The 25,970-nt window shown below is 62.7% G+C and carries 24 protein-coding genes and 1 pseudogene; 17 read left to right on the top strand and 8 right to left on the bottom strand.

The annotated features are described in order from the left end of the window. The first annotated feature begins 55 nt into the window (after window positions 1-55). On the top strand, window positions 56-1,351 hold the full coding sequence (locus HYG82_RS32690; protein ID WP_179261228.1) for a DUF7345 domain-containing protein: 1,296 nt from the start codon (window positions 56-58) through the stop codon (window positions 1,349-1,351). A gap of 37 nt (window positions 1,352-1,388) precedes the next feature. On the opposite strand, the gene HYG82_RS32685 is transcribed toward HYG82_RS32690, so the two are convergent. Next, window positions 1,389-2,165, bottom strand: coding sequence for a hypothetical protein (locus tag HYG82_RS32685; protein WP_179261227.1), 777 nt, complete (start codon window positions 2,163-2,165; stop codon window positions 1,389-1,391). Between the two features lie 512 nt (window positions 2,166-2,677). Further along, window positions 2,678-3,673 carry a radical SAM protein gene (locus HYG82_RS32680; RefSeq protein WP_179261226.1) on the bottom strand — a complete coding sequence of 332 codons (996 nt, stop codon included), beginning with the start codon at window positions 3,671-3,673 and terminating at the stop codon, window positions 2,678-2,680. A 190-nt stretch (window positions 3,674-3,863) separates the two neighbouring features. Between HYG82_RS32680 and HYG82_RS32675 the strand changes: the two genes are divergently transcribed. Further along, window positions 3,864-4,979 (top strand): DUF373 family protein, encoded by a 1,116-nt coding sequence (locus tag HYG82_RS32675; protein WP_179261225.1) that lies wholly within the window; start codon window positions 3,864-3,866, stop codon window positions 4,977-4,979. A gap of 16 nt (window positions 4,980-4,995) precedes the next feature. Here the strand turns inward: HYG82_RS32675 and HYG82_RS32670 are convergent, their stop codons facing one another. The 3 genes from HYG82_RS32670 to HYG82_RS32660 form a co-directional block, all read right to left on the bottom strand. Continuing rightward, window positions 4,996-5,838: a polyprenyl synthetase family protein gene (locus tag HYG82_RS32670; protein WP_179261224.1), complete on the bottom strand. Its 843-nt coding sequence runs from the start codon at window positions 5,836-5,838 to the stop codon at window positions 4,996-4,998. A gap of 486 nt (window positions 5,839-6,324) precedes the next feature. Further along, window positions 6,325-7,278 (bottom strand): electron transfer flavoprotein subunit alpha/FixB family protein, encoded by a 954-nt coding sequence (locus HYG82_RS32665; RefSeq protein ID WP_179261223.1) that lies wholly within the window; start codon window positions 7,276-7,278, stop codon window positions 6,325-6,327. Then, window positions 7,275-8,066, bottom strand: a complete 792-nt coding sequence (locus HYG82_RS32660) for an electron transfer flavoprotein subunit beta/FixA family protein (protein WP_179261222.1) — start codon at window positions 8,064-8,066, stop codon at window positions 7,275-7,277. The genes HYG82_RS32665 and HYG82_RS32660 overlap by 4 nt, the downstream gene beginning before the upstream one ends. A 200-nt stretch (window positions 8,067-8,266) precedes the next feature. On the opposite strand from HYG82_RS32660, the gene HYG82_RS32655 reads away from it, so the two are divergent. The 6 genes from HYG82_RS32655 to HYG82_RS32630 all read left to right on the top strand — a co-directional run bounded on the left by HYG82_RS32655 (window position 8,267) and on the right by HYG82_RS32630 (window position 15,135). Then, the gene (locus HYG82_RS32655) at window positions 8,267-8,740 is read left to right on the top strand and encodes a TRAM domain-containing protein (RefSeq protein ID WP_179261221.1); all 474 of its coding nucleotides are present in this window, start codon (window positions 8,267-8,269) and stop codon (window positions 8,738-8,740) included. A 248-nt stretch (window positions 8,741-8,988) separates the two neighbouring features. Then, window positions 8,989-10,182, top strand: coding sequence for a DUF4129 domain-containing protein (locus HYG82_RS32650; protein WP_179261220.1), 1,194 nt, complete (start codon window positions 8,989-8,991; stop codon window positions 10,180-10,182). Next, window positions 10,175-10,909, top strand: coding sequence for a DUF7269 family protein (locus HYG82_RS32645; protein WP_179261219.1), 735 nt, complete (start codon window positions 10,175-10,177; stop codon window positions 10,907-10,909). The genes HYG82_RS32650 and HYG82_RS32645 overlap by 8 nt, the downstream gene beginning before the upstream one ends. Next, complete coding sequence (locus tag HYG82_RS32640; protein WP_179261218.1) at window positions 10,906-12,357, top strand: DUF58 domain-containing protein; 1,452 nt, start codon at window positions 10,906-10,908, stop codon at window positions 12,355-12,357. Before HYG82_RS32645 ends, HYG82_RS32640 begins: the two co-directional genes overlap by 4 nt. After that, window positions 12,354-14,060, top strand: coding sequence for a DUF7519 family protein (locus HYG82_RS32635; protein WP_179261217.1), 1,707 nt, complete (start codon window positions 12,354-12,356; stop codon window positions 14,058-14,060). The genes HYG82_RS32640 and HYG82_RS32635 overlap by 4 nt, the downstream gene beginning before the upstream one ends. An 82-nt stretch (window positions 14,061-14,142) precedes the next feature. Then, window positions 14,143-15,135: an MBL fold metallo-hydrolase gene (locus HYG82_RS32630; RefSeq protein WP_179261216.1), complete on the top strand. Its 993-nt coding sequence runs from the start codon at window positions 14,143-14,145 to the stop codon at window positions 15,133-15,135. A 66-nt stretch (window positions 15,136-15,201) separates the two neighbouring features. On the opposite strand, the gene HYG82_RS32625 is transcribed toward HYG82_RS32630, so the two are convergent. Then, window positions 15,202-16,155 carry an AAA family ATPase gene (locus HYG82_RS32625; RefSeq protein WP_179261215.1) on the bottom strand — a complete coding sequence of 318 codons (954 nt, stop codon included), beginning with the start codon at window positions 16,153-16,155 and terminating at the stop codon, window positions 15,202-15,204. Between the two features lie 104 nt (window positions 16,156-16,259). Between HYG82_RS32625 and HYG82_RS32620 the strand changes: the two genes are divergently transcribed. From HYG82_RS32620 to HYG82_RS32595, 5 genes and pseudogenes are all read left to right on the top strand, one after another. Beyond that, the gene (locus tag HYG82_RS32620; protein ID WP_179261214.1) at window positions 16,260-16,613 is read left to right on the top strand and encodes a hypothetical protein; all 354 of its coding nucleotides are present in this window, start codon (window positions 16,260-16,262) and stop codon (window positions 16,611-16,613) included. A 306-nt stretch (window positions 16,614-16,919) separates the two neighbouring features. Then, window positions 16,920-17,378 carry a Tfx family DNA-binding protein gene (locus HYG82_RS32615; protein ID WP_179261213.1) on the top strand — a complete coding sequence of 153 codons (459 nt, stop codon included), beginning with the start codon at window positions 16,920-16,922 and terminating at the stop codon, window positions 17,376-17,378. Window positions 17,379-17,941: 563 nt separating this feature from the next. Continuing rightward, window positions 17,942-18,640, top strand: a pseudogene (locus tag HYG82_RS32605) (hypothetical protein). A 141-nt stretch (window positions 18,641-18,781) separates the two neighbouring features. Then, entirely contained in the window at window positions 18,782-19,567 is a 786-nt protein-coding gene (locus HYG82_RS32600; RefSeq protein WP_179261212.1) for an SDR family oxidoreductase, read from the top strand. A gap of 49 nt (window positions 19,568-19,616) precedes the next feature. Further along, window positions 19,617-20,597: a hypothetical protein gene (locus HYG82_RS32595; RefSeq protein ID WP_179261211.1), complete on the top strand. Its 981-nt coding sequence runs from the start codon at window positions 19,617-19,619 to the stop codon at window positions 20,595-20,597. 191 nt (window positions 20,598-20,788) lie between these two features. On the opposite strand, the gene ubaA is transcribed toward HYG82_RS32595, so the two are convergent. Then, window positions 20,789-21,625, bottom strand: a complete 837-nt coding sequence (ubaA, locus tag HYG82_RS32590) for an SAMP-activating enzyme E1 (protein WP_179261210.1) — start codon at window positions 21,623-21,625, stop codon at window positions 20,789-20,791. 277 nt (window positions 21,626-21,902) lie between these two features. On the opposite strand from ubaA, the gene HYG82_RS32585 reads away from it, so the two are divergent. From HYG82_RS32585 to HYG82_RS32575, 4 genes are all read left to right on the top strand, one after another. After that, window positions 21,903-22,088: an HVO_0416 family zinc finger protein gene (locus HYG82_RS32585; protein ID WP_179261209.1), complete on the top strand. Its 186-nt coding sequence runs from the start codon at window positions 21,903-21,905 to the stop codon at window positions 22,086-22,088. A 162-nt stretch (window positions 22,089-22,250) separates the two neighbouring features. Continuing rightward, the gene (locus HYG82_RS44640; RefSeq protein ID WP_425495340.1) at window positions 22,251-22,409 is read left to right on the top strand and encodes a DUF7563 family protein; all 159 of its coding nucleotides are present in this window, start codon (window positions 22,251-22,253) and stop codon (window positions 22,407-22,409) included. Window positions 22,410-22,472: 63 nt separating this feature from the next. Further along, window positions 22,473-24,350, top strand: a complete 1,878-nt coding sequence (locus HYG82_RS32580; protein WP_179261208.1) for a UvrD-helicase domain-containing protein — start codon at window positions 22,473-22,475, stop codon at window positions 24,348-24,350. Then, a complete protein-coding gene (locus HYG82_RS32575) occupies window positions 24,347-25,552 on the top strand; it encodes a M24 family metallopeptidase (protein ID WP_425495338.1) in 1,206 nt (401 codons plus the stop codon). The genes HYG82_RS32580 and HYG82_RS32575 overlap by 4 nt, the downstream gene beginning before the upstream one ends. 98 nt (window positions 25,553-25,650) lie before the next feature. On the opposite strand, the gene HYG82_RS32570 is transcribed toward HYG82_RS32575, so the two are convergent. Beyond that, on the bottom strand, window positions 25,651-25,905 hold the full coding sequence (locus tag HYG82_RS32570; protein ID WP_179261207.1) for a DUF7533 family protein: 255 nt from the start codon (window positions 25,903-25,905) through the stop codon (window positions 25,651-25,653). Window positions 25,906-25,970 lie beyond the last annotated feature (65 nt).

Here is a 25,970-nt window from a genome sequence, read left to right as displayed (position 1 = left end):
TTTTATTTTTCGATGGAAAGTGTTTTTTCCCCCGGGAAACCACCCGTTGGTACGCATGCGGATTACCACTGCCGCCACACTCGCCCTCACGGTCCTCCTTGCTACAACTACGCTGGGGGCAGTGGCCGCTACACCATCGGCATACGAGCCGACGGCTGTCGATCAGTCGCCGTCAGCGGCGCCCTCTCTTTCCCCAGCGTTCGAGCAATCCCCCTCCGTTTCGTCTTCATCGACTGCACCACCGCCACTCGAACGTCCGGATACCTGGCAGGTGATCCGTATTCACGTCTCTGCCGACGGTACTGCGACGTGGACGATCGAAAGTCGGTTCCTCGTAACGAACGATTCCGACGCAGAAACGTTCGATCAATACGCCAAGACAGTTGTGTCAGGACAACCGAGTGGGCCCTACAAACCAGAAACGTTCCGCGAGTACGTGAACTACGCGTCCGAATCGACCGGCCGAGAGATGTCGATTCGAGATGCAGGATGGAACGAACCCAGAATCGAACAGCTCCAATCTGAAGACGGTCAGTCGGCCGACGATTCGAACGTCCGGGTCGGCATCATCTCCTACTCGTTTACCTGGACCAACTTCGCAACCGTCGACGACGACCGAATCCACGCCGGTGATGCCTTGCAAACGGACGACGGTCCGCTCTTGCGGACGCTGAGCGACGGCCAGCGTCTCGTCGTCGAACCGCCCGACGACAATTACGGGTTCGTCGACGCGCCGACGGGCACCGAAAACGGGGCACTCGTCTGGAACGGTCCCCACGAGTTCGGTATGAACGCACTCGAGATCACCATCATTCGCGGAGCAGGGGGTGGTCTGTTTTCCGGTTCGGCCCTGCTAGCTATCGGATTCGTCGGTCTTGCCATCGTCGTCGGTGTTGGTAGCTATCTCCTCGCGCGGCAGGAAGACGTTGATGTGTCCGTTTCTCTCGATCGCCTCCCGGTGCTACGACGTCGCGACAGCGGTGATGAGGGGCTACCAGAACCGACTGCCGAAGGTGATGGCGGATCCGAATCGATCGACCCGCAGTCTGCCGATTCCCTCCCAGCTCACGGCACTGGACCGATGTCAGGAACGGAACTCGAATTCGAGGAACCTGTTGAAGACGGAATCGACCCGGAACTGTTGAGCGACGAAGAACGCGTCCTTCGTCTCCTCAACAAGAACGGTGGCCGAATGAAGCAAGCCTCTATCGTGTCAGAAACTGGCTGGTCGAACGCCAAGGTGTCACAGCTTCTCTCGAAGATGGACGACGAGGGTGAAATCGAGAAGCTCCGGATCGGCCGGGAAAATCTCATCACGCTTCCGGGTGTCGACCCGACCGCACTCGATTGACCAGTACGGCGCGTTCCGCTCGGCTCGTCGTTTCCGCCTACGTCTCACTCGTTTCGGATTCGTTGCCCTCTGTCGACTCCGTCTCGTTTGTATCGCTGTCGTCGTCCACTTCTGGTTCGTCCGTCCCCGTTTCACCGCCGGAATCGGGGTTAAAGTGGATGCTCTGTGTGGTCGCGTCTAAAACGTCGTCCCAGTCTTTGTCCCTATCCACCAGGAAAACCTCGACGTTGAGGTCGTCCTCGCCGAACTCTTCGATCCCGGCTGGACGAACGTCGATGTGGTATCGTCCGTTTTCTCTCTGGGGAACCTGTGACGTGCGCTCGATGAGTTTTCGATCATCTGGCCCCTGATTGATCTTGACGAAGAAGTACGGCTCGCCTCTGACGGTCCCGTGGCTCGGTGGATCGATGTTCGGCATACTCGTGTTGGCGGTGACTTCGAGATTGAAGTTCGAGTAACCCTGTCCGTCTTCGGCGGGCACTTTGTCGACGAACTCGACGGACTCGATGCGGTCGATCGCCTCACCGTTCAGGTCTTTGCGTTCGAGCGGCCGGTTCGGTTCCTGTGGTGGGCTCCACTCAGCGTTTGCCGTGTCGTCTTCGTTCTCGTCGTCCCCGTCGCTCGGTTCCGTGTTATCGGAAGAATTCGAATCGTTGGTGGACTCGTTCTGATCGTCGGAGACTGGTTCGGTTGGCTCATCTGTATCGTTCGTGTCGTTCGCGGGCCCGTCAGTTTGCGATCCCCCAAATGCGCTGCACCCTGAAAGGATCATAAGCAGCGCAACTGCGATGACAGCAACTTTTCGAAATTCCATCGTACCCCTTCGTTCCGGAACCTAGCCCATTATTACAACCTCGATAAACCGACTCACCTTGTTCGTCAGAAAATACCGGTATCCATCCTTGTATCGGCCACTTTCGAACTGTTTTCCGGTGTGAAACGGTCGCTATACTGTGGCAAAAACCGTTCGAAATCGAACACGTCGGCTTCAAGCCGCTACTGATACAATTCGTCGCCACTGTCCCCTCATCCGCTATTGTAAGGCGTTTTAGTCATGGCTAATCTACCTGGCCATGTTTAATCTGCCCCAATACAGCACAAGAGCAGCGCTTGAGTATTCGTGCTGGCGAAAGCCGCATCGTTCTCCGCCTCACGGTCTTCCCGGCCGGGTTACCGAGGCCGGCTTTACCGCCCTGTTTCGGCAGTCGTCTTCGGGCGCTACGCGAGCGGTGTCCGTTCGACGACCTGACGCATGCACCTTTTTCTCGTCGGGTTCGCTCACTTCGTTCGCGTCCCCTCCTCGAAAAATCTGCACCAAAAACGGGACTACGCGAGCGGCGTCCGTTCGACGACCTGACCGTCGTACGTTGGATACTGCTCGACGATCTCGCCGCCCTCGAGGTCGCCTTCCTCGATCATCTCTTCTAAGAGCCACCAGGCGACTTCGACGTGGTTCGACTTGACGGTGTAGAATTCTTCGGGGACGCCAAGCGCCTCGAGGCGCGCTGGCTCGGTGTCCGTTTTGCCGTAGACGAGGGTCCCGTCGTCGGTAATATCGTCGAACTCGCGTCGAACGTTACGGGCCATGCGCTTCAGGCGGCGGCGGTGTTGGGCGGCGTCCTTGAAGACGGAGGTACAGAAGTAGACTCGCTCGTGATCGCCCATCTTTTCGAGGATGTCCTCTCTGGAGCCGTCGACGGCGCTCATGTGGCCTTCTTTGAGTTCGAACCCTTGCTCTTGCATGCGGCGGTAGTTCCCCTGGGACATCTCGAACTCGTTGACGTTACAGAACTCGGCGGCCCCCTCGTCGATGAATTCGAGAAATTCCGTTTCGGCCCGGATTCCTGGAATTTCGAATGCGGGTGTCAGTCCTTCGTCACGGGCGATGTAGAGGATGTCCTCCCACTCGGTTCCGTGGAGGTCGCCCCACTGTTCGTAGGGCGGGTGGAAGCGAATTTCGTCGAGGCCGGCTTCCGAGAGGCGGCGCATGTTCTCGCGACCGCCGGTGATGCCGGTGTAGAGGTGCGTGTGGTGGTCCTCGCCGAACTCGTCTTTGAGTAGCTCGAGATAGTGGCAGGTCCGACCGAGCGCCTCCTGGGGCTCACCACCGGTGATAGACGTTCCGAGCGCGTCCATCCGACGGGCTTCGGTGAGGACGTCGTCGTCGGTTTCGACGAGTCGTTCGTTTGCGTAGACGTCGGTCACGTTTTTGCGATTCTCACCGAGGGGGCAGTAAAAGCAGTCGCGCTGGTCGCAGTAGCCGTAGACGAACATCACCATCTTGCCGCCTTTCGCGCACTGCTCACAGCCCTTCGAGATCATTCGACGAAACGTAACCGGTCGAGACCCAAAAGCTGTACGAAACAGACCTGCGCCGTGGTTTCACAGATACGCCCACGCAGACCCGTCGACGGAAACCGGCTCGGGGACGCCATTTCCGCCGCTGACCGTCGATCGTGAACAGTTTCGTTGTCCAGAAGAGGGAAATACCGCGGCGTGCAAGCACGACGCAATGCTGTTGGTCCTCTGTGTCGACCTCGACGACGACCTCGGCCGAAAGACCGGCTTTTCGACGCCGGTCATCGGTCGTGCTCCTGTCGAGGAGGCGGCCGTCGCTCTCGCGACCGCGGACCCGGAGGATTCGGACCTCAACGTCATCTTTCAGGGCTTGCATATCTACGACAACCTCGCTGACCGCGGCGAGAGCGTCGAGGTCGCCGTCGTCACCGGTAACGATGACGGAGACGTCAGCGCAAACCGCGAGGTCGGCGACGAGGTCGATACCGTCCTCGCGAGTCTCTCGACCGGAGAAGACGTCACCGCACTCGTCGTCACTGACGGTGCCCAAGACGAATCCGTCATCCCGATTATTCGCTCGCGCGTCCCCATCGACGGTGTCAGACGCGTCGTCGTCCGACAGGCCCAGAACCTCGAGTCGATGTACTACACGATCAAACAGGTACTCGACGACCCCGAAACGCGGGGGACGGTTCTCATTCCGCTGGGGATCCTCCTGTTGATCTACCCACTCGCGCTGATCGGGACCGTATTGAACATGCCCGGTATCGTCCTGGGAACGACGTCGGCGCTGCTCGGGTTCTACCTGATCTCGCGGGGGTTGGGACTGGGCGATCGGCTCGATTCGGCCGTCGAGCGTGGTCGCCGCTCGCTGTACGCCGGCCGAACGACGCTGCTCGCCTACGTGGTCGCCGCGGCGCTGTTCGTTCTCGGCGGCGTCAGCGGTATCGACACCCTCGAAGCGGTGCAAGGGTCGACCGAGGCTGACCTCGAGGTCCCGGTCATGCTCGCTGCGCTCGTGAACGGTTCGATCCTCTGGTTTGCCGCTGCCGGGCTCACGACCAGTCTGGGTCAGATCACCGACGAGTACATCGCTGGCGCGCTCGAATGGCGCTACCTCAACGCGCCGTTTTACGTTCTTTCGATCGCAATCGTCCTCCACGCTGTGAGCGCGTTCTTCCTGGACGAAGTCGGGATCACCTACCTCGCGGCGGCTCTCACAGCCGGGACGCTGTTAGGTATCGTGAGTACGCTCGCCTTTGCGGTCGCGGAATCGCGCTTTTCAGATGTCGACCGAGAAGACGGGACGCGCGGTGCCGAGCGAGCCTGAGTCCTTCTCCCATCCATCACCGTTCGCGCTCGACGACGAACTCCGCCAGCTCGAGTAAGTAGTTCCGTGCCTCGGGATCGGCGACGTCCACCCGTTCGAGGGCATCGATCGCCCGGTCGGCCTCCGCCCGAGCGGTCGCATTGGCCTCTTCGGGCGTGAGGTCGGTCACCTGAACGACCGATGGGCGTTCGAGAGCGGCGTCGTGACCGGTGGGTTTGCCGAGGTCGGTCGGGTCGGCGACTGCGTCCAGGACGTCGTCCCGGATCTGGAACGCGACGCCGACGCGTTCGGCGTACTCGCCCAGCGCGTCGACGGTGACGGAGTCGGAGTCGGCGGCAATCGCGCCCAGTTCGGCCGCAGCCCGGAATAGCGCGCCGGTTTTGCGCCGCGCCAGCGTCATGTACTCCGCCTCGTTCGCGGGTTCGGCTGAGAGCTCGGTCGCCTCGCCGACGCCGAGTTCGACCATCGCGTCGGCGACGACTCGAGTTGCGTCCGGGTCGGCCGAAAAGAGCGAGAACGCCTCGCCCAGCAGTCCGTCGCTGGTGATGATCGCTGGACCGTGACCGAACTCGGCCCAGGCGCTGGTCGTCCCCCGGCGGAGGTCAGATCGATCGATGATGTCGTCGACGACCAGCGATGCCGTGTGAACGAGTTCGATTCCGACGCCGAATTCGACCGCCTCCTCGGCCCGACCGCCGACGGTTTCGCAGGCCAGCAACGTTACTATCGGCCGGACGCGCTTCCCCCCGGAGAGCGCAACGTGGCGAACTTCTTCGGTGAGCGTCTCGGGTTCGACCCCTTCGACCACCTCGACGAGACGCTCCTCGATTAGCGCCCGTCGGCGCTCCAGCAGTTCCATCACCCGGGCTTAGGATGGGGTAGAAAAGTAGCTAACGAATCCATACCAAGTGTTTCCCTCAGTGACGCTTTCACTCCGTTGTCGGATACGTATCGCCTGCTCGGGCGGCTCACGGCTCCCAGTTCTCGTGCTGGGACGACGTCGAAGCGGCCAGTCCACCCTTTTCCACTCGGGTTCGTTCCGCTCACCCTCGTGCAAAGATCTCGACCAAAAACACCGGAAGAGCTGCACTCTTTCGAGCCCTCGTTCACTACGTTCACGAGAAAGACTCCTCACTTCCTTCCGGCTGCGTCCGTCAGAATAACGTGGTTCTCGGCCTTCGGCCTCCGAACCGGGCGTCGGTCGCGGTTCGATTACTGGAACTCGTCGATAAGCGCCGGGACGACGTCGAAGAGGTCAGTCCGACCTTTTTCCACTCGGGTTCGCACCGCTCACCCTCGTGCAAAAACCTCGACCAAAAAGCCGCTCACTTCGTTCGCGATCGGGCTACTGGAACTCGTCGATAAGCGCCGGGACGACGTCGAAGAGGTCGTCGTGGATCGCGTAATCGGCGATGTCCATGATCGGTGCGTTGGGATCGGTGTTGATCGCAACGATCGTATCCGACCCCTTCATGCCGGCGACGTGCTGGACGGCACCGGAGATGCCGATCGCGATGTAGACGTCGGGCGTGACGACTTTGCCGGACTGGCCGACCTGGCGGTTTTTGGGCAGCCAGCCGTTGTCGACGATCGGACGCGAGGATGACAGCGTCGCGCCGAGGGCGTCGGCCAGATCCCGGATCAGGTCGAGGTTCTCCTCTTCTTCGATTCCGCGCCCGATCGAGACCAGCAGTTCGGCCTCGCTGATGTCGACGTCGCCGCCGCCGACTTCCTCGAAGCCGCTGACGGTCGAGCCGATGGCGGCTTCGTCGATGTCGGCGTCGAAGGCGTCGATCGTGGCGTCGCCGGTCCCTTCGGCGGCCGGCCACTCTGCGCTGCGGATCGTGACGACGGCGTTATTTTCGAGTTCGTTCGTCGTCTCGACTTTGCTGCCGTACATTTCACGGGTTGCGATCAGGGTTTCGCCGTCGGTTTCGAGGCCGATGGTGTCGGTGACGACCGGGAGGTCGAGTGCGTTGGCGACGGCGGGGGCGTAGTCGAGTCCGTTGACGCTGTTGGGCGTAAGGACGTACTGGGGGGCGAGTTCGTCGTAGAGTTGCGTGATCGCCTGCGTGTAGACGTCGTGGTTGAACTCTTCGCCGTAGGGGACGGTGTGGATGGCGTCGACGCCCTCGCGGTTGAGTTTGTCGGCGAAGTCGTCGACGGTGCCGCTGATGACCGCGAGGTGGAGGTCGCCGCCGGTTTCGTCGGCGAGGCTGCGGCCGGCGGTGATGAGTTCGTAGCTGACGTCGCGGAGTTCGCCGCGGCGGTGGTCGGTGACCGCGAGCACGTCGGTCATTGTGCCACCCCCTTGTCGCGGAGCAGTTCACCGAGTTCTGCGGCGGTATCGTCCGGGCCGCCCTCCCAGACGGTGACGTCGCTTTCGCTTTCGGGTTCGTACATGTCCGTCAGTTCGAGGTCGGCATCGATGGCGCTCTCGTCGACGCCGAGGTCGGCCAGGTTCTGGACGTCGAGTTCCTTGCGCTGGGCCTGGCGGATACCGCGGAGGCTGGCGTAGCGGGGCTCGTTGATCCCGGTCTGGATCGTCAGCACGGCCGGCAGCTCGATTTCGTTCAGTTCTTCGACGCCGCCCTCGAGTTCGCGGCGCACCGATACGGTGTCGCCGCTGAAGTCGTGCTCGAGGTGATTGACGACGGCGCCCCACTGGAAGCCGACGTTTTCGGCGACGGACACGCCGGTCGCGGCGAAACTGTCGTCCCCGGCCTGGACGCCGCTCAAGACGAGATCGGGCTCTTCTTCCTCGACGACGGCGCTCAAGATCTCCGTCTTCGCGTTGACGTCGAGCAGGTCGACGCCCTCGAGGGAGTCGTCCCAGACGCGGACGGCGCGGTCGGCGCCTTTGGCAAGCGCCTGGCGGATGGTCTGTTCACAGTCTTCCGGCCCGATGGTGACGGTTACGACTTCGTCGGCGATCCCGGCTTCCTGGAGCTGGACGGCTTCTTCGATCGCGTAGTCGTCCCACTCGTTGAGATCAGCACCGAGGTACTGATCTGCAATCTCGGTGCCGTCGATTTCGAACTCGTCTTCGACGGTCGCCACCTCTTTGACCGTTACGAGAATTTTCATCAGCCATCACTGGGGCGTCCAACCCGTAAACCTTTTCGAAACGCAACGTCTCCCGCAATCCGTTTCCGTACCCTATAACCGTCATTCGATCGGTGTTATTTCCATTCCATTCTCGTGGCGAGGAATTCCCCCGATTGTTTGAACCTCGTAACTATCCGAAAGACGGAAACGGTTTAACGCCACCGCTGATAGTACAGAACATGGCAGACTGTCCACTTGCCGACGACTGCCCGAGCTTTTCCGAACGAATCTCGGGTATGGGGTGTCAACATTACGGTGATCGGGGTGGCAAAGAGTGGTGCAATCACTACAATCAACCCATCGATGACCTCAAAACGCAGCCAGTCAAACCTGGCGAGGAAGTCGTCATCGACATCGTCGACATGCACGAAAGCGGTGCCGGAGTCGGACGAACCGAGGACGGGTTCATCGTCATGGTCGACGGCATCCTCCCCAAGGCTCGCGCCCGAGTCGAAATCACACGTGTTCACAGCAATCACGCACGCGCAGAAGAGCTGGAAATGCTCCCGATGGATCCCGGAGACGAATCGACGGATGCTGAAACGACTGACGACGTCGCCGCAGAGAGCGATGGTGAGTCGGATGCTGGTACCGATGGCGACGATCCGTCACGCGAGCGCCTTGGCAGCCGCGAGAACTTCTGGGGCTCCTGATCCGCCCCCACGAGTGGACAGTCGGTCGTCGTATTGGTGATGCCATGTTTCGAGTGTGATTTCTTTCGATACGCTAGCACTCGGTTTGGAGTGATACCGGTTTCTTCCCGTTCGTGGCAATAAAGCGTAAATACCGATTGCGTCTACTGTACGGTACTATGAATGGTGGGCCGAGTGCTGGACGGCGAGCACTCGCAATCGGTGCGGTAGTATGTGCGATCTGTGGGTTGATCTTGGCGGCGAGTGGGATGGCGCCACTCACCGCAGCGTCGCCAGCGAGTGACGTTTTCGAAGACCTTTCCGGAGATCGAATTTCCGGCGGCTCGACGGAGCTATCACCTGCCGCCGGAATAAGCGGATCTGGTGGTATCGGTGAAAGCGGTGGGGGCAGTGGTGGCAGCGCTGGTACAGGTGGTTCGTTACTCGGCTCGAGCCTCCTCGACGAAGCCGACGTGTCGGGAAGTCCGCTTTTCGGTAGTCTCTTCGGCGAATTGATGGCGCTGTCGAACGGGGGCGGTGGATTCGGCGGTGAGCTGGCTGGCGGCGACAGCGAAACGGCGTCGAATGGCGAGGGGAATGGACCCGATAGCGACGCAACGGACGGGGGTGGCGAAGCCGAGAAGTCGTCCCTCGAGCGGGATCGAACCGGCGGAAACGACGGCCAATCCGATGCGCCTCGAAGCGAGAGCGGCCCCGACTCGGCGGGAAGCAACGGGCAGACTACCACGAACGCAGCCGAGAGCGGTTCGTCGCTCACGGACTCGGTCTCGGAGCTCTCCGGCTACCCAGTGGTGGCTGTCCTCGCCGTGATCTCCCTCTTGCTCGTCGGCTATCTCTTCTTCATTCGAGACGAGCCGATCAGTACCCTGCTTTCGATCCTGGCTCGACTCGTTTCGTTCTCGCTTGCGGGTGTCGTCGCCTGCTCGCGGGCGATTGAACGAGGGCTCGTTGCACTTCGCAGAGTGACTTCGATCGCTGAACTTCCGGGGCTCGTGTTAACCGCGATAACGAACGTAATTCGTTCGATCGGCGAGCGCGTTCGAGACGCCGGCTCGTCGGCGGCGCTGGTGTTGCTCGGTAACGGCGAGGACGATGGCGACGCCGCTGCTGCCCTCGAGGAACGGGCCGCCCCTCGCGAGCGAATCCGGCAGGCCTTCGAGAGCGTGATCAACGCCTCGCCGATGTATCGGCGGCGCGTCGCGACTACGACGCCGAAAGATGTCGCTCGGAGCGCCACGAACGCCGGTGCACCCGCCGATCCGGTCGAGACGATCACCGACTCCTTTCGCGACGTAGAGTACGGCGATCGGGATCCGGACTCCTATCTCGAGCGAACGAAAGCCGCTCACGACCGACTGCGTGACGCACTCGACGCGACATCCGAGGGTGGGGACGACGAACTGGGCACGGTGCCGGAGACGGAGGACGGGACCGATGAGTAGGACGCCGTCGACGGCCGGACTCGCGATCGTCACGTTCCTCGCGGCGGCGTTGCTCGCTGTCGGTACAACTCTGACTCTCCAGCCGACGGTGCTTCTCGATGCGGTTCCCGTACTCGAAGCGCTATTGATCGCGCTCGACCCGAGCGCGGTCGTGCTGGCGCTCATCCTCGTCCTCGTTCTGCTCGCGCCGACGCTCGGTATCACCGGCCGGCTTCGCTCGTCGTCGACGACGTCGCTGATCGGCGAGGCAGACGAGTCGGCTACTGGACGTCCTCGGCTCGACACCGAAGCGACGGCCGACTATCCGATCGTCGGCGATCCGTTCGATCGCCGGATCGAACTCGCGAGGGCCTACGACGACCGGCCGCGTTCGACGCGCGAAGAAGCCCGTGAGCGGCTCGTCGAGTCGCTCCGTCCGATCGCTGCGACCGCCTACGCGAACCGGGCCGGACTGACCGAACCCAGCGCGATGGCCGCGATCGAGGCCGGAACGTGGACCGACGACCCGCGAGCCGCCGCGTTCCTCGGAGGCGACGAGGGACCGTCGACCCCGCTGTGGCTCTGGCTCGTGGACCTCGTCAGCACCGCAGACCCGTTCGTCCGGAGCCTCGAGCGTACGATCGACGAAATCGACCGCATCCAATCGACGCCGGCGGTTGCAACCGAGACGACATCGACGGTGACCGCGAACGCAGAGCCTGGCACGGATGCGGAGGTGACGTCGTGACCGAATTCACCCGCCGCGCTCGCTGGCACGGCGCGCTCGTCGTCGCTCTGTTCACTGCCTTGCTCGCGGTCACGCTCGGCATCCCGGCTCTGTTCTTCCTCGCGGTCGTCGCGCTGGGGTTCGTACTCGTCGGACAGGCGAGTTCAGTCCCCGACCTCGGCGCCGAAAACGAAACCGGCCGCCTGGATGCAGATACGACTGCCGACGCTGATTCTCCCCCTGAAACCGACGTCGACTCCGACTTGCGACTCGAACGCGCGGTCGAGGACTCGCGGGTTAGACCCGGCCAGTCGGTGACGGTGACGCTGTCGGTGACGAACGAAGGGTCGACTGTCGCGTCGGACGTCCGCGTCGTCGACGAACCGCCCGAAGAGGTACCGGTGACCGGCGGTTCGCCCGCGTTCGCGACCGCTGTCCGGCCGGGCGAGACGGTTTCCCACGAGTACGACCTCGAGCCGCCGCGCGGGGAACACGAGTTCGGGACGGCGACGGTCCGCTGTCGTTCGCTGTCGGCGACGGCGGTCGCGACTGCCGAGTACGATCTCGGTGGCGACGACAGTTTCACCTGCGAGACGCTGCTGGATTCGTTCCCGTTACAGGATCGGACGATCCAGTTCGTGGGTCAGACGCCGACCGATGACGGCGGAAGCGGCGTCGAGTTCTTCGCAACTCGAGAGTACCGCCGCGGCGATCCGATGAACCGGATCGACTGGCACCGGTTCGCCCGAACGGGCGACCTGGCAACCGTCGAGTACCGCGAAGAACGGGCGGTGACGATCGTCTTCGTGATCGACGACCGCGCGAACGTCCATCGCAGAACGAGCGACGGCGGCCCGGATTCGTACGACCTCACGCTATACGCCGCCTCCCGCGGCGTCGTCGCCTCGATCGAGGACGGCAACCGAACCGGCCTGGCGATGCTCACGGGCGAGACGTGGATCGAGCCGGGGGCGGGCGATGCCGTTCGGAGTCAGGTCGCGGACGCGATCAGCGACGCGGCCGGCGGGTCGGGGAGAGAGCCACAGACCGGATCGAAATCGGAGTCGGGTACGTTTTCAGAATCTACGGCTGGTCGTCCCGTTGCGGACGGCGGTGACCGGTCCGATGGCGGCACGCTCGCGGTCGACCTCGAGCGGCGGTTGCCCCAGCGCGCGCAGGTCGTTCTGTGTACGCCGTTGTTCGACCGGGCGGCGGTCGATATCGTCGAAACGCTGCGGACACGCGGGCGGGCGGTGACGGTCGTCTCCCCCGACGTGACGGCCGATATCGAGTCGTCGTCGGCTACGACGGGGGCCAGGATCGCCGGCCTGCAGCGGGCGAATAGGATCGATGCGCTCCGCGGACTCGGTGCGACCGTCGTCGACTGGCAGCGCAAAGATCCGCTCTCGGTCGAACTGGCCAGGGCGTTCCGTGCAGGCCCCGGCGGTCGCGGAGGTGGGCCCGCGTGAGGGGCGACGCTGTCACTGGCTCCGCCGGACGAACGAATCGTCGCGGCCGCGACGGAAACGACTCGGTTGCGGGAGGGGCGGTATCGCGGCGAGCGGTCGCCCGGGAGACCGGACGATACGTCCTCGAGTCAGCGATACGTGGTGTACGGACGGCACTCCGTAGACCGACGGCGAGTGACGTCGCGATGATCTGCTGGACCCTGGGAGTTGGGATCGCGATCGGTTCGACGCTCGTCGGCCGCAGGCTGGCCGTGCTGGCGACCGGGGCCGGGCTAGCAGCCGCGCTGACCACGGTATTGCTGGCGAGCGAGCGGCCGCTCTTGCGGGGTCTCGGCGGCGTCGTTGCGGCCCCGGTTTCCGTCCTGGTGTCGTCGCCACTCCTCCTCGCGAGCGTACTCGCGTTGACCTCGTCGGGGGTGGGGCTGATCGCCGGCGTAACCGTCTGGGCGCTCGTCGTCGCTGCCTTCGCGGCCGGGCTACTCTCCTGGCCGCGGTTCGGACGCGGTGGCGTCCGTCACGGTTCGACTGGGACGATACTCGCCGCGCTCGGCGTCGTCGCCGTCGCGGTGCTGCCGATTCTCCCCAGGGCTGACCTCCGTGCACACGCTGTCGCGGCCGCAACGGACACGCTCGGCGTGATCGAGGACGTCCTCGTTACGCCCACCGGAATGCTGGCGGTCGTCTCGTTTGCCGGACTCGTGGCCGTCGCCGCGATGCTCTCGAGCCGTGCGCTCGCGACGCTCCCGTTCGAGCGGCTCGTCCCTCCGGACCGCCGCGACGCGGTTACGACGGCTGTATCGGGCCTTCGCCGGGGATGTTCGCTTTCGATTCGCGGGGCACTCGCGCTCGGGGCCGGAGCCGTCATCGCACCGATCGCCGTCGATCGACTCGACGGACCCGTGGTGACGCCGGTCGCGCTCAGAACGGAACTGCCGGCTCCGGCCGGTGACGCGCTGGCGTCGCTCGTCGTGATTGCTGGCGTCCGACTGGCGCTGGTCGCGCTCGCGGGGATCGCGTTCGCGCTCCTCTTTCTCGAGTGGTCGCGTCGCATCCTCGGTCGCGGTCCCGCGGTCGTGGTAGCCCGACTGGTCGCACCGATGATCGGCGGCGCGCTCGTCGCGATCGTGCTCGTCCAAGCGACTGCGGATTCGGCGCTCGCGGCGGATATCGAAGGATTTCTACGGGCAACTCTCGAGGGACCAGCCCCACCGTCGGTACTCGAGTTTCTCACTTCAATTCCGCCGTTTACGCTAGTGGCGATCGTGCTGGTCTTCGCGCTGGTCGCACTGTCGTCGCTGCTGTGGACGGTGACCACGTTACGAGTGATTCGACTGCTTCCTGAGCGAGCGATCGGCGCCGCGCTCGCTGCGGGCGCGGTGTTCGTGCTGGCAGTTGCACTCGCGATCGTCGGCCGAGTCGAGCCGGCCATATGGACGACGGCGGCGGCGTTCGTCCTGTGGGACATCGGCGAGTACTCGGACGTAATTCGAACGGAACTCGGCCGCGGTGCGTCGACGATGCGGGCGGAGCTCGTCCACGTTGGCGGGACGCTCCTTTCGGGCGGCGTCGTCGCCGGCGGAACCGTTGCTCTCTACCGGTGGCGTGCAGGCATCCCCATGATCACCGATCCGGTGATCGCCGCCGTTGCCGTCGGGTCGGGGCTGTTCGTGGTCGTTCTCGTAGCTTGGGCGCTTCGCGGCTGACGCCGTGAGCACCGATCCGAACCTCCGTTCGTAACGTGCCGATTCAGATAACGTTTTCTTGGGTCCTCTGAGATGTGGGTGCATGGAACGAATATCGCTGTCGAATTCTGCGTTCGAAGGTGACAACAATACGTACCTCTTTTCGGATGGACCGGAGACGGTACTGATCGATACCGGAGACTGGATGGCGACGACCCGCGAGCAACTCGAGTCGGCGTTCGACGAACGGGGGCTCGAATTCGCCGACGTCGACCGGATCTTTCTTACGCACTGGCACCACGATCACTGCGGGTTAGCCGGCGAAATTCAGGCCGAAAGCGGGGCCGAGGTCCACGTCCACGCCGATGATGCGGCACTCGTCGAAGGTAGCGACGACGCCTGGGAAGCGATGTACGACCGCCAGAAAGAGTACTTCGAGGAGTGGGGGATGCCCGAGGAGAACCAGGCGGCGCTTCTCGAGCGGATGGCCGACGGCGAGACGACCGTCGAAACGCCGTCCGTCACCCCGTTCGAACACGGCGAGACGTTCTCGTTCGACGGCGTCGAACTCGAGGTCGTCCACACGTCCGGACACGCGGCCGGCCTCAGCATGTTCGAGGCGGATCTCGAGGGTGAACGGCAGGTCTTTTCCGGCGACGTGCTACTGCCCGTCTATACGCCCAACGTCGGCGGTGCGGACGTCCGCGTCGATCGGCCGCTCGAGAAGTACCTCCGCGCGCTTCAGGGGATCGTCGACGCCGGCTACGACCGTGCGTGGCCGGGCCACCGCGATCCGATCGCCGATCCCGCCGACCGCGCCCAGTACATTATCGATCACCACGAGGAGCGGTCCTGGCGCGTCCTCGACGCGCTGGACCGACTCGGTCCCTGCGATACCTGGACGGTCAGCGCCGACCTGTTCGGTGAACTCGAGGGCATTCACATCCTCCACGGACCGGGCGAATCCTACGCCCATCTCGAGCATCTGGAACGCGAGGGGACCGTCGTTCGCGAGGGGACCGACTATCGGCTCGCCGATGGCGTCGCAGACGAACTCGCACGGACTGAAGCGGAGCGCTGGGAACTCGAGTATTGACGACCCGACCGTGGTGGGGTAACGAATGATCGACGCGTCGGCGACCGAGCCCCGACCGCTGCACTCTTACTCGTCCATCGACGGCACGGGGGTACTGTTTAGCGCCCCGTCGACGATCGAGTGCGGATCGACGTCGCGGACGTCCGCCTCCGTCGTCAGGACGATTCGGTGGTCCAGCACCGGATGGACGACAGCGTGGACGTCTTCCGGGGACACGTAGTCTCGACCTGCGATCGTCGCGCGGGCCCGACTCGCCTCGAACAGCCGCTGGAGGCCACGCGGCGAGATTCCGACCTCGACGCGCTCGTCCTCTCGAGTTGCTCGACAGACGTCGACCAGATACTCCTGGATCGCGGGATCGACGGTGATCGACTCGGGAACGTCCTGCAACTCGAGTACTGCATCACGAGTAACGACGCTGCTGACGTCAGGCGTTCGGGACTGGCGGTCCGCCCGCCGGTCGACGAGCTCGAGTTCGCCGTCCCGGTCGGGGTAGCCCATCGTCGTCTTGATCATGAAGCGGTCGATCTGGGCTTCCGGCAACGGAAAGGTCCCCTCCTGCTCGACTGGATTTTGCGTCGCGATGACGAAGAACGGGTCCGGCAGCTCGCGGGTCTCGCCGCCGATCGAAACCTGCTTTTCGCCCATCGCCTCGAGCAGCGCGGCCTGCGTTTTTGGCGGCGCACGGTTGATTTCGTCCGCAAGAACGACGTTCGCGAAGATCGGACCTTCATCGAACTCGAACTCGCCTGCCTGCTCGTCGTAGACGTGCGTGCCAGTGATGTCGGCCGGCAACAGATCGGGCGTAAACTGGATTCGTTTGAACTCGAGGTCGAGTGTCGTCGCGAGGCTCCGTGCTGTGAGCGTTTTCCCGGTCCCGGGGACGTCCTCGAGGAGGACGTGTCCCTGACCGACGATGGCGGTGAGGATCGTCTCGAATCGTGTTCGGTCACCGATAACTGCCGTCTGAATCTCCGCAAGGACGTCCTGACTAGTCTCGGCTGCTGCGGATACGTTCATGCACGGCGTCAGTCTCCGACCGATATATACAGTTCGGCCAACCGATCGGCGAGCCGCCCGGCACCGAGAAGTATTTACTCTATGCCGAGTAAGAGTTGACTGTGATGTGGCAAGATCTCGTATTCCTGGCCGGTAGCACCCTCTCGATCGTCTTCCTCGCACCAACGGTACGCGACTCAACGGCCCGAATCCCGCTCGGCTCGAGTGTACCGTCGATGACGATCGGTGCGATCTATGCGCTGACGTACGGGACGATGGACATGTCGTTCTCGGCGGTCGGTTCGTTCGGCGTCGCGACCATGTGGTCGCTAATCGTCTGCTACCGCTCGCCCGGTCCACACGACGGCCCCGCGAACGTTGCTCGGTTCGTTGGCTCCTTGATCCGGCGGACGCGCCAGTCAGTGACCGGAACGGCGACCGAAACCGATCGCGGTGCGACCGGCCACTCGGCTGACTAATCGACACGTCTCTCGTCTGCTTTCTCGGCTTGGTTTCGACTGTACGACCCCGTTCTGATCGCTCCCAACGTCGGAAGTTCTGTTGTGATCGCTCCCAACGTCCGAAGTTCTGTTGTGATCGCTCCCAACGTCCGCACAAGCCTCTTCCTGGCGGCGGTCGAGTCGCCCGAAGCGACCGTAGCGTGACCCAGCGATGGTCTCGATACCGGGTTCGCTCAGTGCCGGGACCGGGGAAGCTTTGATCCCACCGGCAGCTATTACTACTATGCGCACGCGAGACTGCGTATCGGGCTGGAGGGGGGAACTATGATCGACGAGGTAGAGGAACTTCTCGAGGAGATCGGCTTCGAGGCCGAGACCAGCGTGTTGACCCACCGACAGGCTCAGGTACTCGTGCTGCGAGAACGCGGCGTTTCTCAGGCCGATATCGCAGACAAGTTGGGAACCTCGCGAGCGAACGTCTCGTCGATCGAGTCCAGCGGTCGCGAAAACGTAGCGAAAGCCCGGGAAACGGTCGCATTTGCGGAGGCACTTCGCGCACCGGTTCGCGTTCGTGTTCCCGCTGGGACCGACCTCTACGACGTGCCCCAACTGGTCTACGATGCCTGTGACGAGGCCGGTGTCAAGGTCGATCATACCGCACCTGACTTGATGAAGGTCATCAGCGACGCCGCCGGAAACGCGGTCTCGGGCCGGCAAGTGTCATCACCGCTGATCGTCGGCGTCACATCCGAGGGGATGGTTCGGGTTCGCCATCAGGAGTGAGCGGTACTTCGTCGGCCTGCACCCGTCAAACGTCGATTATTGCGTCCACCAGCCTCCGTTCCGTTCCCTGTTTCTCTGACGTCCAACCGAGAGGGCGAGCGTCTCGCGTGATTCGAGTCGGCGAACGGACGGCCGACCGCTGGCCGCTTCCACAACCGCGTGCCCGACCTTCGAATCCGGTTTTCGCAACCGGGCGCACCCCACTCGAATCATCCTTTCAACACGCGCTCCAGTCTGTGGGACAGAATATCCCACAATTTTCGCTTTTTCCGGGAACGATAGTCGATGCGGTACACGATTTCGCGCCGAGTAAGCAACGATCGGACGCGGTGTTACGGTGATCGAATACATGAATCGAAAACCTGACACTATCGATGCGAACTGCGGTTCGATCGGTGTATCGTCCCGAAACTGGGTTCCCGTCGATCCCGTCGTGTACTCGCCATCGGAGGTGAGCGTACGTGAGTAACTCTCAATCCGGATCGGCGGTTTACGGGCGACTGTTCGACGGTTTCGCCGTGTCGATATCGGACGTTTTCGAGCGGTTCGGGCTGGCGTTCGTGATGGTCGCCAGCTACTTCGGCTCCGGATCGGTCTTCATCATAAGCTCCGCTGGGGTGCAGTTTGGCGACGCGATGGCGTGGCTGATCGGCCTTGCGGTCCTCCTCGGGATCATGGCCCAGGACATGAGCGCTCGCGTGAGCATTTTCGGCGATTCGCTCGGTCAGTTCACGCGGCGCTAGCTCGGTGAACGCGGTGCGACGGTGCTGCTATCGTTTATCTCGATCGGCTGTGTCCTCTGGGGATTCGAGTTGACCGCGGCGTCCAATAGCATCAGTCCGATTCTGTGGTGTCCCGCGTATATCCTCCACGAGGCCCGCGGGAAAGCGATTCGATCGCCTGACCCCAAGCGAGCCCGTCGGTCGTTCCGTATCGTCTTTGTCGCCCTCTGCGTCTTTGTCGCCCTCTGCGTCTTTGTCGCCCTCTGTCTGGTCAGCGGCCTCTCGCCGCTGGTCCACGTTGTCCTGAACCTGAGCGTCGTCGAGATGATCATTCTGTTCCCCGCCTGGAACGGCGTGTTCGGGCTGCCGATCGCGGCCAGCCTGCTATTCTGGGCGGTTAACGACGAGGAGACGATGGGTAATCGCGTCAGCGATCTGCGCCAGAACGTCGCCAACATTGTCCTCGTCGGCCTGTCGGTGGTTCTGGCCGTCCTCTCGCTGCAGGACGTTCTCGAGACGATTTTCGGCGGCGGCTTCTGACGTCGTTGCGGGGACCGCTGTGTCGGGTCCGGTTTCGGCTTTCTCGGCTCCATCCGACGCGTCCTCCGACCGGTATCCGGTGGCGTCCGGCCTGCTGTCGACTCCCCGAGAGATTTGTACGCTGCCTGCGTCGGCTTCGGTATGGACTTCGACCTACACGGAAACAGTGCACTGGTAACCGCAGCCTCGAGTGGCCTCGGCTTCGCGAGCGCACAGGCGCTGGCGGAAGAAGGCGCAAACGTTGCGATCTGTGGCCGTGACGGCGATCGACTCGAGTCGGCCCGGGAGGACCTCGCTGAGATGGCGACTGGCGACGTTCTCGCCGTGCAAGCGGATCTGACCGATCCGGATGACGTCTCGCATCTCGTCCGGGAAACGGTCACTGCCTTCGGCGGGCTTGACCACCTCGTCACGTCGTCGGGTGGGCCGCCAAGTACGACCTTTCTGGAGACGGACGAGCAGGACTGGTACCGGGCCTACGACATGTTAGTGATGAGTGTGGTCTGGACGATCGAGGAGGCGTACGAACAGCTGCTTTCCTCCGAAAACGGGACGATCACCTGTATCACGTCACGAACCGTCCGGGAGGTCGTAGACGGGCTCCTGCTCTCGAATTCCGTCCGCCGAGGCGTGATCGGCCTCGTCAAAACGATATCGCGGGAATTCGCGCCGGAAATCCGAGCGAACGCGGTTCTGCCGGGTACCATCGAGACCGCTCGAATCGAGGAACTGGTCGAAGCCGGCATCGAGCGCGGTACCTACGCCGACTACGAGGCGGGACTGGAAGCGCTAGCAAGTGACATCCCAATGAAGCGCATCGGCGAACCCCGCGAACTCGGCGACGTCGTCGCTTTCCTCTCGAGTCCACGCTCGAGCTTCGTCAACGGGATCGAGGTACCGATCGACGGCGGACTCATGCGGAGCTAACGAGCGTCGAATCGTAACTCTCTCGGCACCGCTCGGAAGAGTCGGTCGTGTGTACGGTCCGGTTCAGTTCGCTGGGTACGTCGCATTGCTGTTGACACCCGCCACGTTGCTCCTCGCTGCAGTTCGCTCACCGCCCGCAGTCCCGACCGAGCTTGCACCCCTTCAGTTCGGCATCGTTCTGACGGGAACCGTCATTGCGGCATCGGAGCGCCGACGTCTCTCGAGCCTCGATGCGGCCGGATTCGATCGAACCGACGTCGTCGACGTCGGGACGGTCGGGATTGGGGCTGTCAGTACGTATCTTCTGAGCACGAACCTCGGTTTCGGTCCGATACTTGCCTCTGCGCTCGTCGGACTGGTCGTCGGCCTCAGCTTCCCGCAGATCGACGGGCCGGCCTACTGCGGTTCGTTCGTCGGGATGGTTTCTCCGGCGGTGTTTCCCTCGCTTGAGGGAGTTGCGATAGCGGGCACTGTCGCCGGCCTCGCGTTCGTCTCGACGGCGAAATCGTTCGGCGGGTTCGGTGGTAAGTACGGGACGATCGCCCTCTTTGGCTGCATCGTGACGGTGTCTCTAACGGGTGCCGACTACGCTACCGGAAGTCCACTCGCCCCATCGCTCGCTCCGTCGATCGTCGTCGTCGCCATCCTCGCCGCGCTCGCGACCGTCGGACTCCGCACTCGCGGCGGGATGAGTTCTGTCGTTGCCTCGGCTGCGGTGGGGGTGAGTGCCGTCGTTCTGCTCCCGGTCTTGTTCGGTTTCCTGACGGGACAGGGTTCGACCCTTGCCGCCGTCGCCTTCTGTGCCTCGTTCGTCGGCATGTCGAGCGGCGAACGATTAGAAACGACAGCCCACGTCGCGGGTGCTGGCCTCCTGTGCGGTCTCGTCTTTCTCGCCGTCGCCCCCGCACTGACCGGCGCGGGCGGCAAACTCGGTACGACCGCGTTCGTCTCCTGTCTCGCGCTGGCAGGTGCGCTCGAACTGAAAGCCGTCGTCGACTCGACCGTCCGTCGGCTCTATCCGAGCCGCTAACGGGCGAATCGAACGGCTGTACGCGCTGGTCCGATCGAAAGTAGTCGGTCAAAATGAGATGCTATAGTAGTCGTTGAAACGATTTACCCACCGCTCGACCTACTGCGGCCAGCGAGTGTTCGCTGGCCGCGAATTCGCGAGCGGGGTGTGCAATGACGTTCAACGACTACTATAGTCCTCTCACCCCGGGGTCAGTCCGCCGAAATCTCGCAGGTCCCCTCGTAGGCGACGTCCCCGACCGACTCGATTTCGGGGTCGTCGCCACAGACCGGGCACGACGGATTCGACTGCACCGGGACCTCCTCGAAGCTCATGTCCATCGCGTCGTACATCAGAAGTCGCCCCTCGAGCAGGTCACCCTTCTCGAGGAAGAACTTGACGACCTCCGTGGCCTGAATGCAGCCGACGGTGCCGGGGAGGACGCCGAGAACGCCTGTGGTAGCACAGTCGGGGACAGTACCGGGTTCGGGCGCTTCCGGAAAGATACACCGGTAGCACGGCGGCGACTCGTTTCCGCTGCGTTCGTTCGTGAACGTCGTGATCTGCCCCTCGAACCGGTAGATTGCGCCGTGGGACAGCGGCGTCTCCGTCAGGACGCAGTGATCGTTGAGCAGGTACCGGGTCGCGAAGTTGTCGCTTGCATCGAGAACCACGTCGTAATCCGCCACGAGATCCGCCACAGTGTCGGGCGTGACACGAGTCTCGTAGGTCTCGACCTCGATATCCGGATTCAACTGGGCGACGTGATCGGCTGCGCTGTCGACTTTCGGCCGGCCGACGTCGGCGTCGCCGTGGACGATCTGGCGCTGCAGGTTCGAACGCTCGACGACGTCGTCGTCGACGATCCCCAGTCGGCCGATCCCGGCTGCTGCGAGGTACTGAATCGCCGGCGAGCCGAGCCCACCCGCACCGACGGTCAGGACCGATCCATCGAGCAGTCGTTTCTGCCCCTCGGGTCCGATCTCGTCCATAATTACGTGTCTCGAGTAGCGGTCAAGCTGGGTCGCATCGAGGCGTAAGTCGCTCATGGGTTCCAGTTGGTTCGAGACCGAGAAAAGTCCGCGGGTTGGGCTATAGTAGTCGTGGAACGTCATTGCACACCCCGCTCGCGAATTCGCGACCAGCGAGTATTCGCTGGTCGCAACAATGCAAGCGGTGGGTAAATCGTTTCAACGGCTACTATATCGTCACCAGTTTCCGACCACCCGTATGTGACTTCATCGACATCTCTCGTCGCAGCCTCCGGTGGAGGCAGCATCTTCATCGACCCAACGATTTAATAGTGTGGCATGAGTTCACACACTTATGGCAACCTCACCCACGGATGCCGGTGACGACGTCATCGATCAATTCCTATCCGATCGCGGTCATTCGGTCGAGAAAGTAGGGTGGGAACAGGAGTATAACAAGAAGCAGTGCCCCGATTGTGGTGGACTCCACGATACGTCGGCAACCTCCTGTTCAGTCTGCGGGTGGGAACCAGCGACGTAGCGACTGTGTCACAGGAGGTCGATTCACGGAGCGATACCCGCGTTTTCTTTCGGCAATTGCGTCGAGTAACCCAACCAGCCGATGCACTCACGAGGCGTTTTTATCACTGGCAATTCGACACAATTATAATCTATTACTGAGTATCGCGTATCGAGAAGAACTATGCCGGAATGTCAGAATTGTGGCGGATTCGTTACGGACGCGTATGCCAGGGTATTCACCCCACGCGACATCGACGACCCGCGTGTTTGTCCGGACTGCCAGGACAAAATTCGCGACGGTGCCGATGTGAGAGATGCCCGCTCCCCCCGGGATCCCTAACCGCGTTTTCTTGTCGAAGAAAACCCACGTCACTTATGGGTGTCGCGCTCTTGTATAGCTACAATGGCTACGACGGACACGAAGGTCATCCGCCTGTTTGGTGGTCCGGGAAGTGGGAAGACGACCGCCCTTCTCGACCATGTCGAGGATATCCTCGACCAGGATGGCGTCACCTTTCGGGATATTCTCGTTGTCTCATACACGCGAGCGGCAGCACAAGAAGTTCGAGAACGACTCGCTGACCGCCTCGACGAAAGTCCACGTGCGCTGCAAGGCAACGTCTGTACGATGCACGCCAAAGCGTACGAACTACTCGATCTTTCTCGAAGCGACGTTATCGGTGAATCGGACAAGGAGGAATTCTGTGAGGACTACGGTCTCGAGTACGAAGACGAGTACAGCGGTGCCGGTCGCCGGACTGCACGGTCGACGACGATCGGAAACAAGATCATCGCGACCAGCCAGTGGCTCCAGCGAACCAGTCGCGACGTCTCTGACTGGTACGACGTCCCGTTTCAGTGGAACGACGAGGAAGTGCGTCTCCCCCCGGAGATCGATGCAAACGCGCAGGAAGGCAACAAGTACACACCGACCTGGCCAAGCGACGACGATCGCATCGACGTTCCCGAGGCCATCCGTGCCTGGCGCTCGTATAAGGGTGAGCAGGGCAAGATCGGCTTCGCCGACATGCTCGAGCGAGTCAAACAGCGCTCTCTCCTGCCGAACGTCGATTACCTGGTGATCGACGAGTTTCAGGACATCACCACCCTCCAGTACGACGTCTACGAAGAGTGGAAACCCCACATGGAAAAGGTCCTGATAGCCGGTGATGACGACCAGGTCGTCTATTCCTGGCAGGGTGCAGATCCTGCACTCCTGCTCGAAGAGGAGGTCGACGACGACATTATTCTCCCGAACTCCTACCGACTTCCGTCGAACGTCCTCAACGCGGTCAACAAGGAAATCCGCCACATCGAGAAGCGCCAGGACAAAGACCTCAAGCCGCGCAAAGAAGGCGGCGCTGTCGAGGCTCGCGCGAACGCGTCGATGCTCGACGTCGTTCGTATGGTTCGGCGGACGCTCGTCGAAGGCGACGGCACGATCATGGTGCTGTTCAGAGCCCGCTATCAGATGTTCCAGTTCATCGACGAGTTCATCACTGAGGGCGTTCCGTTCACCTCTCTTACGGACCAGCGAATGTGGACTGACCGGCTCACCCAGTACGTCCGGGCAGTCGAGGCCGTCGACCAGGGGGAGGACGTAACGGGTCTGCAGGCCCGACGGCTGGCCGACATGCTTCAGGAGTCCGCGTTCGGCACCAACGAGCGCGACGCTCTCTTCGACGAAATAGACGACCGCCAGGAGAACGCTGGTATCGACGATCTCGAAGACCTCATGATTCCGGCGTCCGTAATCGAGGACCATGCCCCGTTCATGCCCGGCCCCGCTTCGGCGTCGGACATGCTCCGAAAAGTCACGAACTTCCAGAAAAAGAGCGTCCGGTCGTACTTCGCAATCGGCGAGTATCAGGGAATGGACACCGACCGCGTCCGCGTCGGCACCATCCACTCAGCAAAGGGGCGAGAGGCCGACCACGTCTTCGTCGGGACCGACCTCACCGAGAAGGTCGTCGAGCAGATGGTCGCCAGTGTTGACGATCCCACGGACATTCCCGAATGCGAGAAATTCACCAAGACGACCTCGCCCGTCCCTGTCCTTACCGACAACGAACGCCGCGTCTTCTACGTCGGGATGTCCCGCGCCAGGGAACGTCTCTTCCTGCTCGAGAACCTCGTAGACGGTGCACCGACGTTGCCGATCGACGTGCTGCTCAGGAACCGTCTCACCGACTCGTCGATCGATGAACTGATCGAGCTGGCTCAGGAACCCGACGCCGACCCGGACGCCGACGAAGTCGAAGCCGAAGCCGAAGCGCCGTGACCGAGCGGACCAACCGCAGTTCCGGGGACGACGTTCACGCAGCCCTCGACGTCGATATCGGCACCCAGCGACGCGACCGTGTGGTCGCAGCCCTTTCAGACCCCCTCACGGGGCACGATGCGGCGGCGTTCGTTCACGTCGGTACCGACTGCGATCCGGGGATCCGATACGCGTCCCAGATATCCCAGCAGGGACTCACAGCGATTGCCTACGACAGCATCGAGCGGGAGTGGCTCATCCGCTCGACTGCCGACGAGCCCGGCACTCATCCAGCCGAACGGGTCGCATCCGTTCTCGCCGACCGCGGCCGCGAGGGGACAATAGTGACTCCAGCTGGAGTGCCACACGACGCCGCGCTCCACCTCGAAAATGCGGGGTTCGAACTGGTTTCGACGGACGCGCTCGAACGAGCGCGGGCGGTCAAGACGGCCGGCGAGTGCGAGCGTATTACGGCCACCCAGCGAGCGGCGAGCGCTGGCATTCGGCGAGCGGCATCGATTCTGGCCGACGCAGTGGTCGTCGATGGACGACTCGCGGTCGGCGATACCGTCGGAGACGGGAGCGAAACCGCCCCCGATACCGACGCTGACCTCGATACCGATCCCGAGTTTCTGACGCCGGCACGAGTACGGATCGCCATCGACGAGGCTATCGTCAGGGCCGGTGCGCTTCCGGCTGGTAACACCGCTGTCAATCCCGCATCCGATACCGGGACCATCGACACTGCGCTCCGACCGGGTGACCCGATCGTACTCGAGACAGCGCCCCGAGGCCCGGCCGGCTACTACGGCGGACTCGTCCGAACGTTCGTCGTCGACAGCGACGGCGGGCGAGAGCGACGGGTCCACGTCGCGGTCACCCAGTCGTTTCGCTCGGCGCGGTCGATGCTGACAGCCGGTCCGGAGTCGGTCACCGCCGTCGAGGCTGACCTCGAAGCGGAGGTTCGTTCGTTTGGTATCGGCGACAGCGACGCGATCGAGACGCAGGTTTCGGGTGTGGGACTCGAACCCCGCGAACGGCCCGTCGACGGTGGCGACACGCTCGATCTTGGGACCGTTGTACGTCTCGACGTCGCCGCGAGAGTCGACAGAAACGATTGGCTCCGGATAGCTGATCTGCTGGAATGTACGGACGACGGCGAGCGTCCCACCTGGCTCGTGGCCCCGTCGCAGTCGCTCGATCCGTCTGCGATACTCGAGTGATCCCTTCGATGGCAGCCGATAATTATCGGTTGGAACCCTGTGTGATCGGATCTGGCGGTGCCTCGTTGCTGGCAGCTGTCGTAACGACGCGATCTCCGCTACGGTCGGTCGTCTTCCCGATCTGGCTCCGACTCTTTTGTGACCGTTCCAACGACCCGCTTTGCGAGTAGTTCGGGGATGTCCGACGGGAGCGTGAGCCAGTGTTGAACCACGACGAGTCCAATCGCCAGGGCGATGAGCGCAACGCCATAATTCGTCTGCCCGCTCATCACTAATTCGAGCCCCGCGATCGCTGCGGGGAGCGCCAAGACGAGAGTCCCCCCGAGCTTGATCGTGTCGATAATTCCGGCCATTGCAAGGGGATAGTTTCGGCACCGCCAAAAGGCCGACGACGGGCGGCGTCGCAGTCGTCGGTTCG

Source organism: Natrinema halophilum, from assembly GCF_013402815.2.
Taxonomy (GTDB): Archaea; Halobacteriota; Halobacteria; order Halobacteriales; family Natrialbaceae; genus Natrinema; species Natrinema halophilum.
This window is presented reverse-complemented; position numbering and strand designations above follow the sequence as displayed.

Excerpts from the sequence above, each read along its gene's own strand:
- HYG82_RS32620 (WP_179261214.1), top strand. The coding sequence starts at position 16,260 with ATGTGGCAAGATCTCGTATTCCTGGCCGGTAGCACCCTCTCGATCGTC.
- HYG82_RS32570 (WP_179261207.1), bottom strand. The coding sequence starts at position 25,905 with ATGGCCGGAATTATCGACACGATCAAGCTCGGGGGGACTCTCGTCTTG.
- HYG82_RS32585 (WP_179261209.1), top strand. The coding sequence starts at position 21,903 with ATGGCAACCTCACCCACGGATGCCGGTGACGACGTCATCGATCAATTC.
- HYG82_RS32600 (WP_179261212.1), top strand. The coding sequence starts at position 18,782 with ATGGACTTCGACCTACACGGAAACAGTGCACTGGTAACCGCAGCCTCG.
- HYG82_RS32615 (WP_179261213.1), top strand. The coding sequence starts at position 16,920 with ATGATCGACGAGGTAGAGGAACTTCTCGAGGAGATCGGCTTCGAGGCC.
- HYG82_RS32650 (WP_179261220.1), top strand. The coding sequence starts at position 8,989 with ATGGCGCCACTCACCGCAGCGTCGCCAGCGAGTGACGTTTTCGAAGAC.
- HYG82_RS32665 (WP_179261223.1), bottom strand. The coding sequence starts at position 7,278 with ATGACCGACGTGCTCGCGGTCACCGACCACCGCCGCGGCGAACTCCGC.
- HYG82_RS32680 (WP_179261226.1), bottom strand. The coding sequence starts at position 3,673 with ATGATCTCGAAGGGCTGTGAGCAGTGCGCGAAAGGCGGCAAGATGGTG.
- HYG82_RS32670 (WP_179261224.1), bottom strand. The coding sequence starts at position 5,838 with ATGGAACTGCTGGAGCGCCGACGGGCGCTAATCGAGGAGCGTCTCGTC.
- HYG82_RS32630 (WP_179261216.1), top strand. The coding sequence starts at position 14,143 with ATGGAACGAATATCGCTGTCGAATTCTGCGTTCGAAGGTGACAACAAT.
- HYG82_RS32685 (WP_179261227.1), bottom strand. The coding sequence starts at position 2,165 with ATGGAATTTCGAAAAGTTGCTGTCATCGCAGTTGCGCTGCTTATGATC.
- HYG82_RS32645 (WP_179261219.1), top strand. The coding sequence starts at position 10,175 with ATGAGTAGGACGCCGTCGACGGCCGGACTCGCGATCGTCACGTTCCTC.
- HYG82_RS32660 (WP_179261222.1), bottom strand. The coding sequence starts at position 8,066 with ATGAAAATTCTCGTAACGGTCAAAGAGGTGGCGACCGTCGAAGACGAG.
- HYG82_RS32580 (WP_179261208.1), top strand. The coding sequence starts at position 22,473 with ATGGCTACGACGGACACGAAGGTCATCCGCCTGTTTGGTGGTCCGGGA.
- HYG82_RS44640 (WP_425495340.1), top strand. The coding sequence starts at position 22,251 with ATGCCGGAATGTCAGAATTGTGGCGGATTCGTTACGGACGCGTATGCC.
- HYG82_RS32655 (WP_179261221.1), top strand. The coding sequence starts at position 8,267 with ATGGCAGACTGTCCACTTGCCGACGACTGCCCGAGCTTTTCCGAACGA.
- HYG82_RS32625 (WP_179261215.1), bottom strand. The coding sequence starts at position 16,155 with ATGAACGTATCCGCAGCAGCCGAGACTAGTCAGGACGTCCTTGCGGAG.
- HYG82_RS32690 (WP_179261228.1), top strand. The coding sequence starts at position 56 with ATGCGGATTACCACTGCCGCCACACTCGCCCTCACGGTCCTCCTTGCT.
- ubaA (WP_179261210.1), bottom strand. The coding sequence starts at position 21,625 with ATGAGCGACTTACGCCTCGATGCGACCCAGCTTGACCGCTACTCGAGA.
- HYG82_RS32675 (WP_179261225.1), top strand. The coding sequence starts at position 3,864 with ATGCTGTTGGTCCTCTGTGTCGACCTCGACGACGACCTCGGCCGAAAG.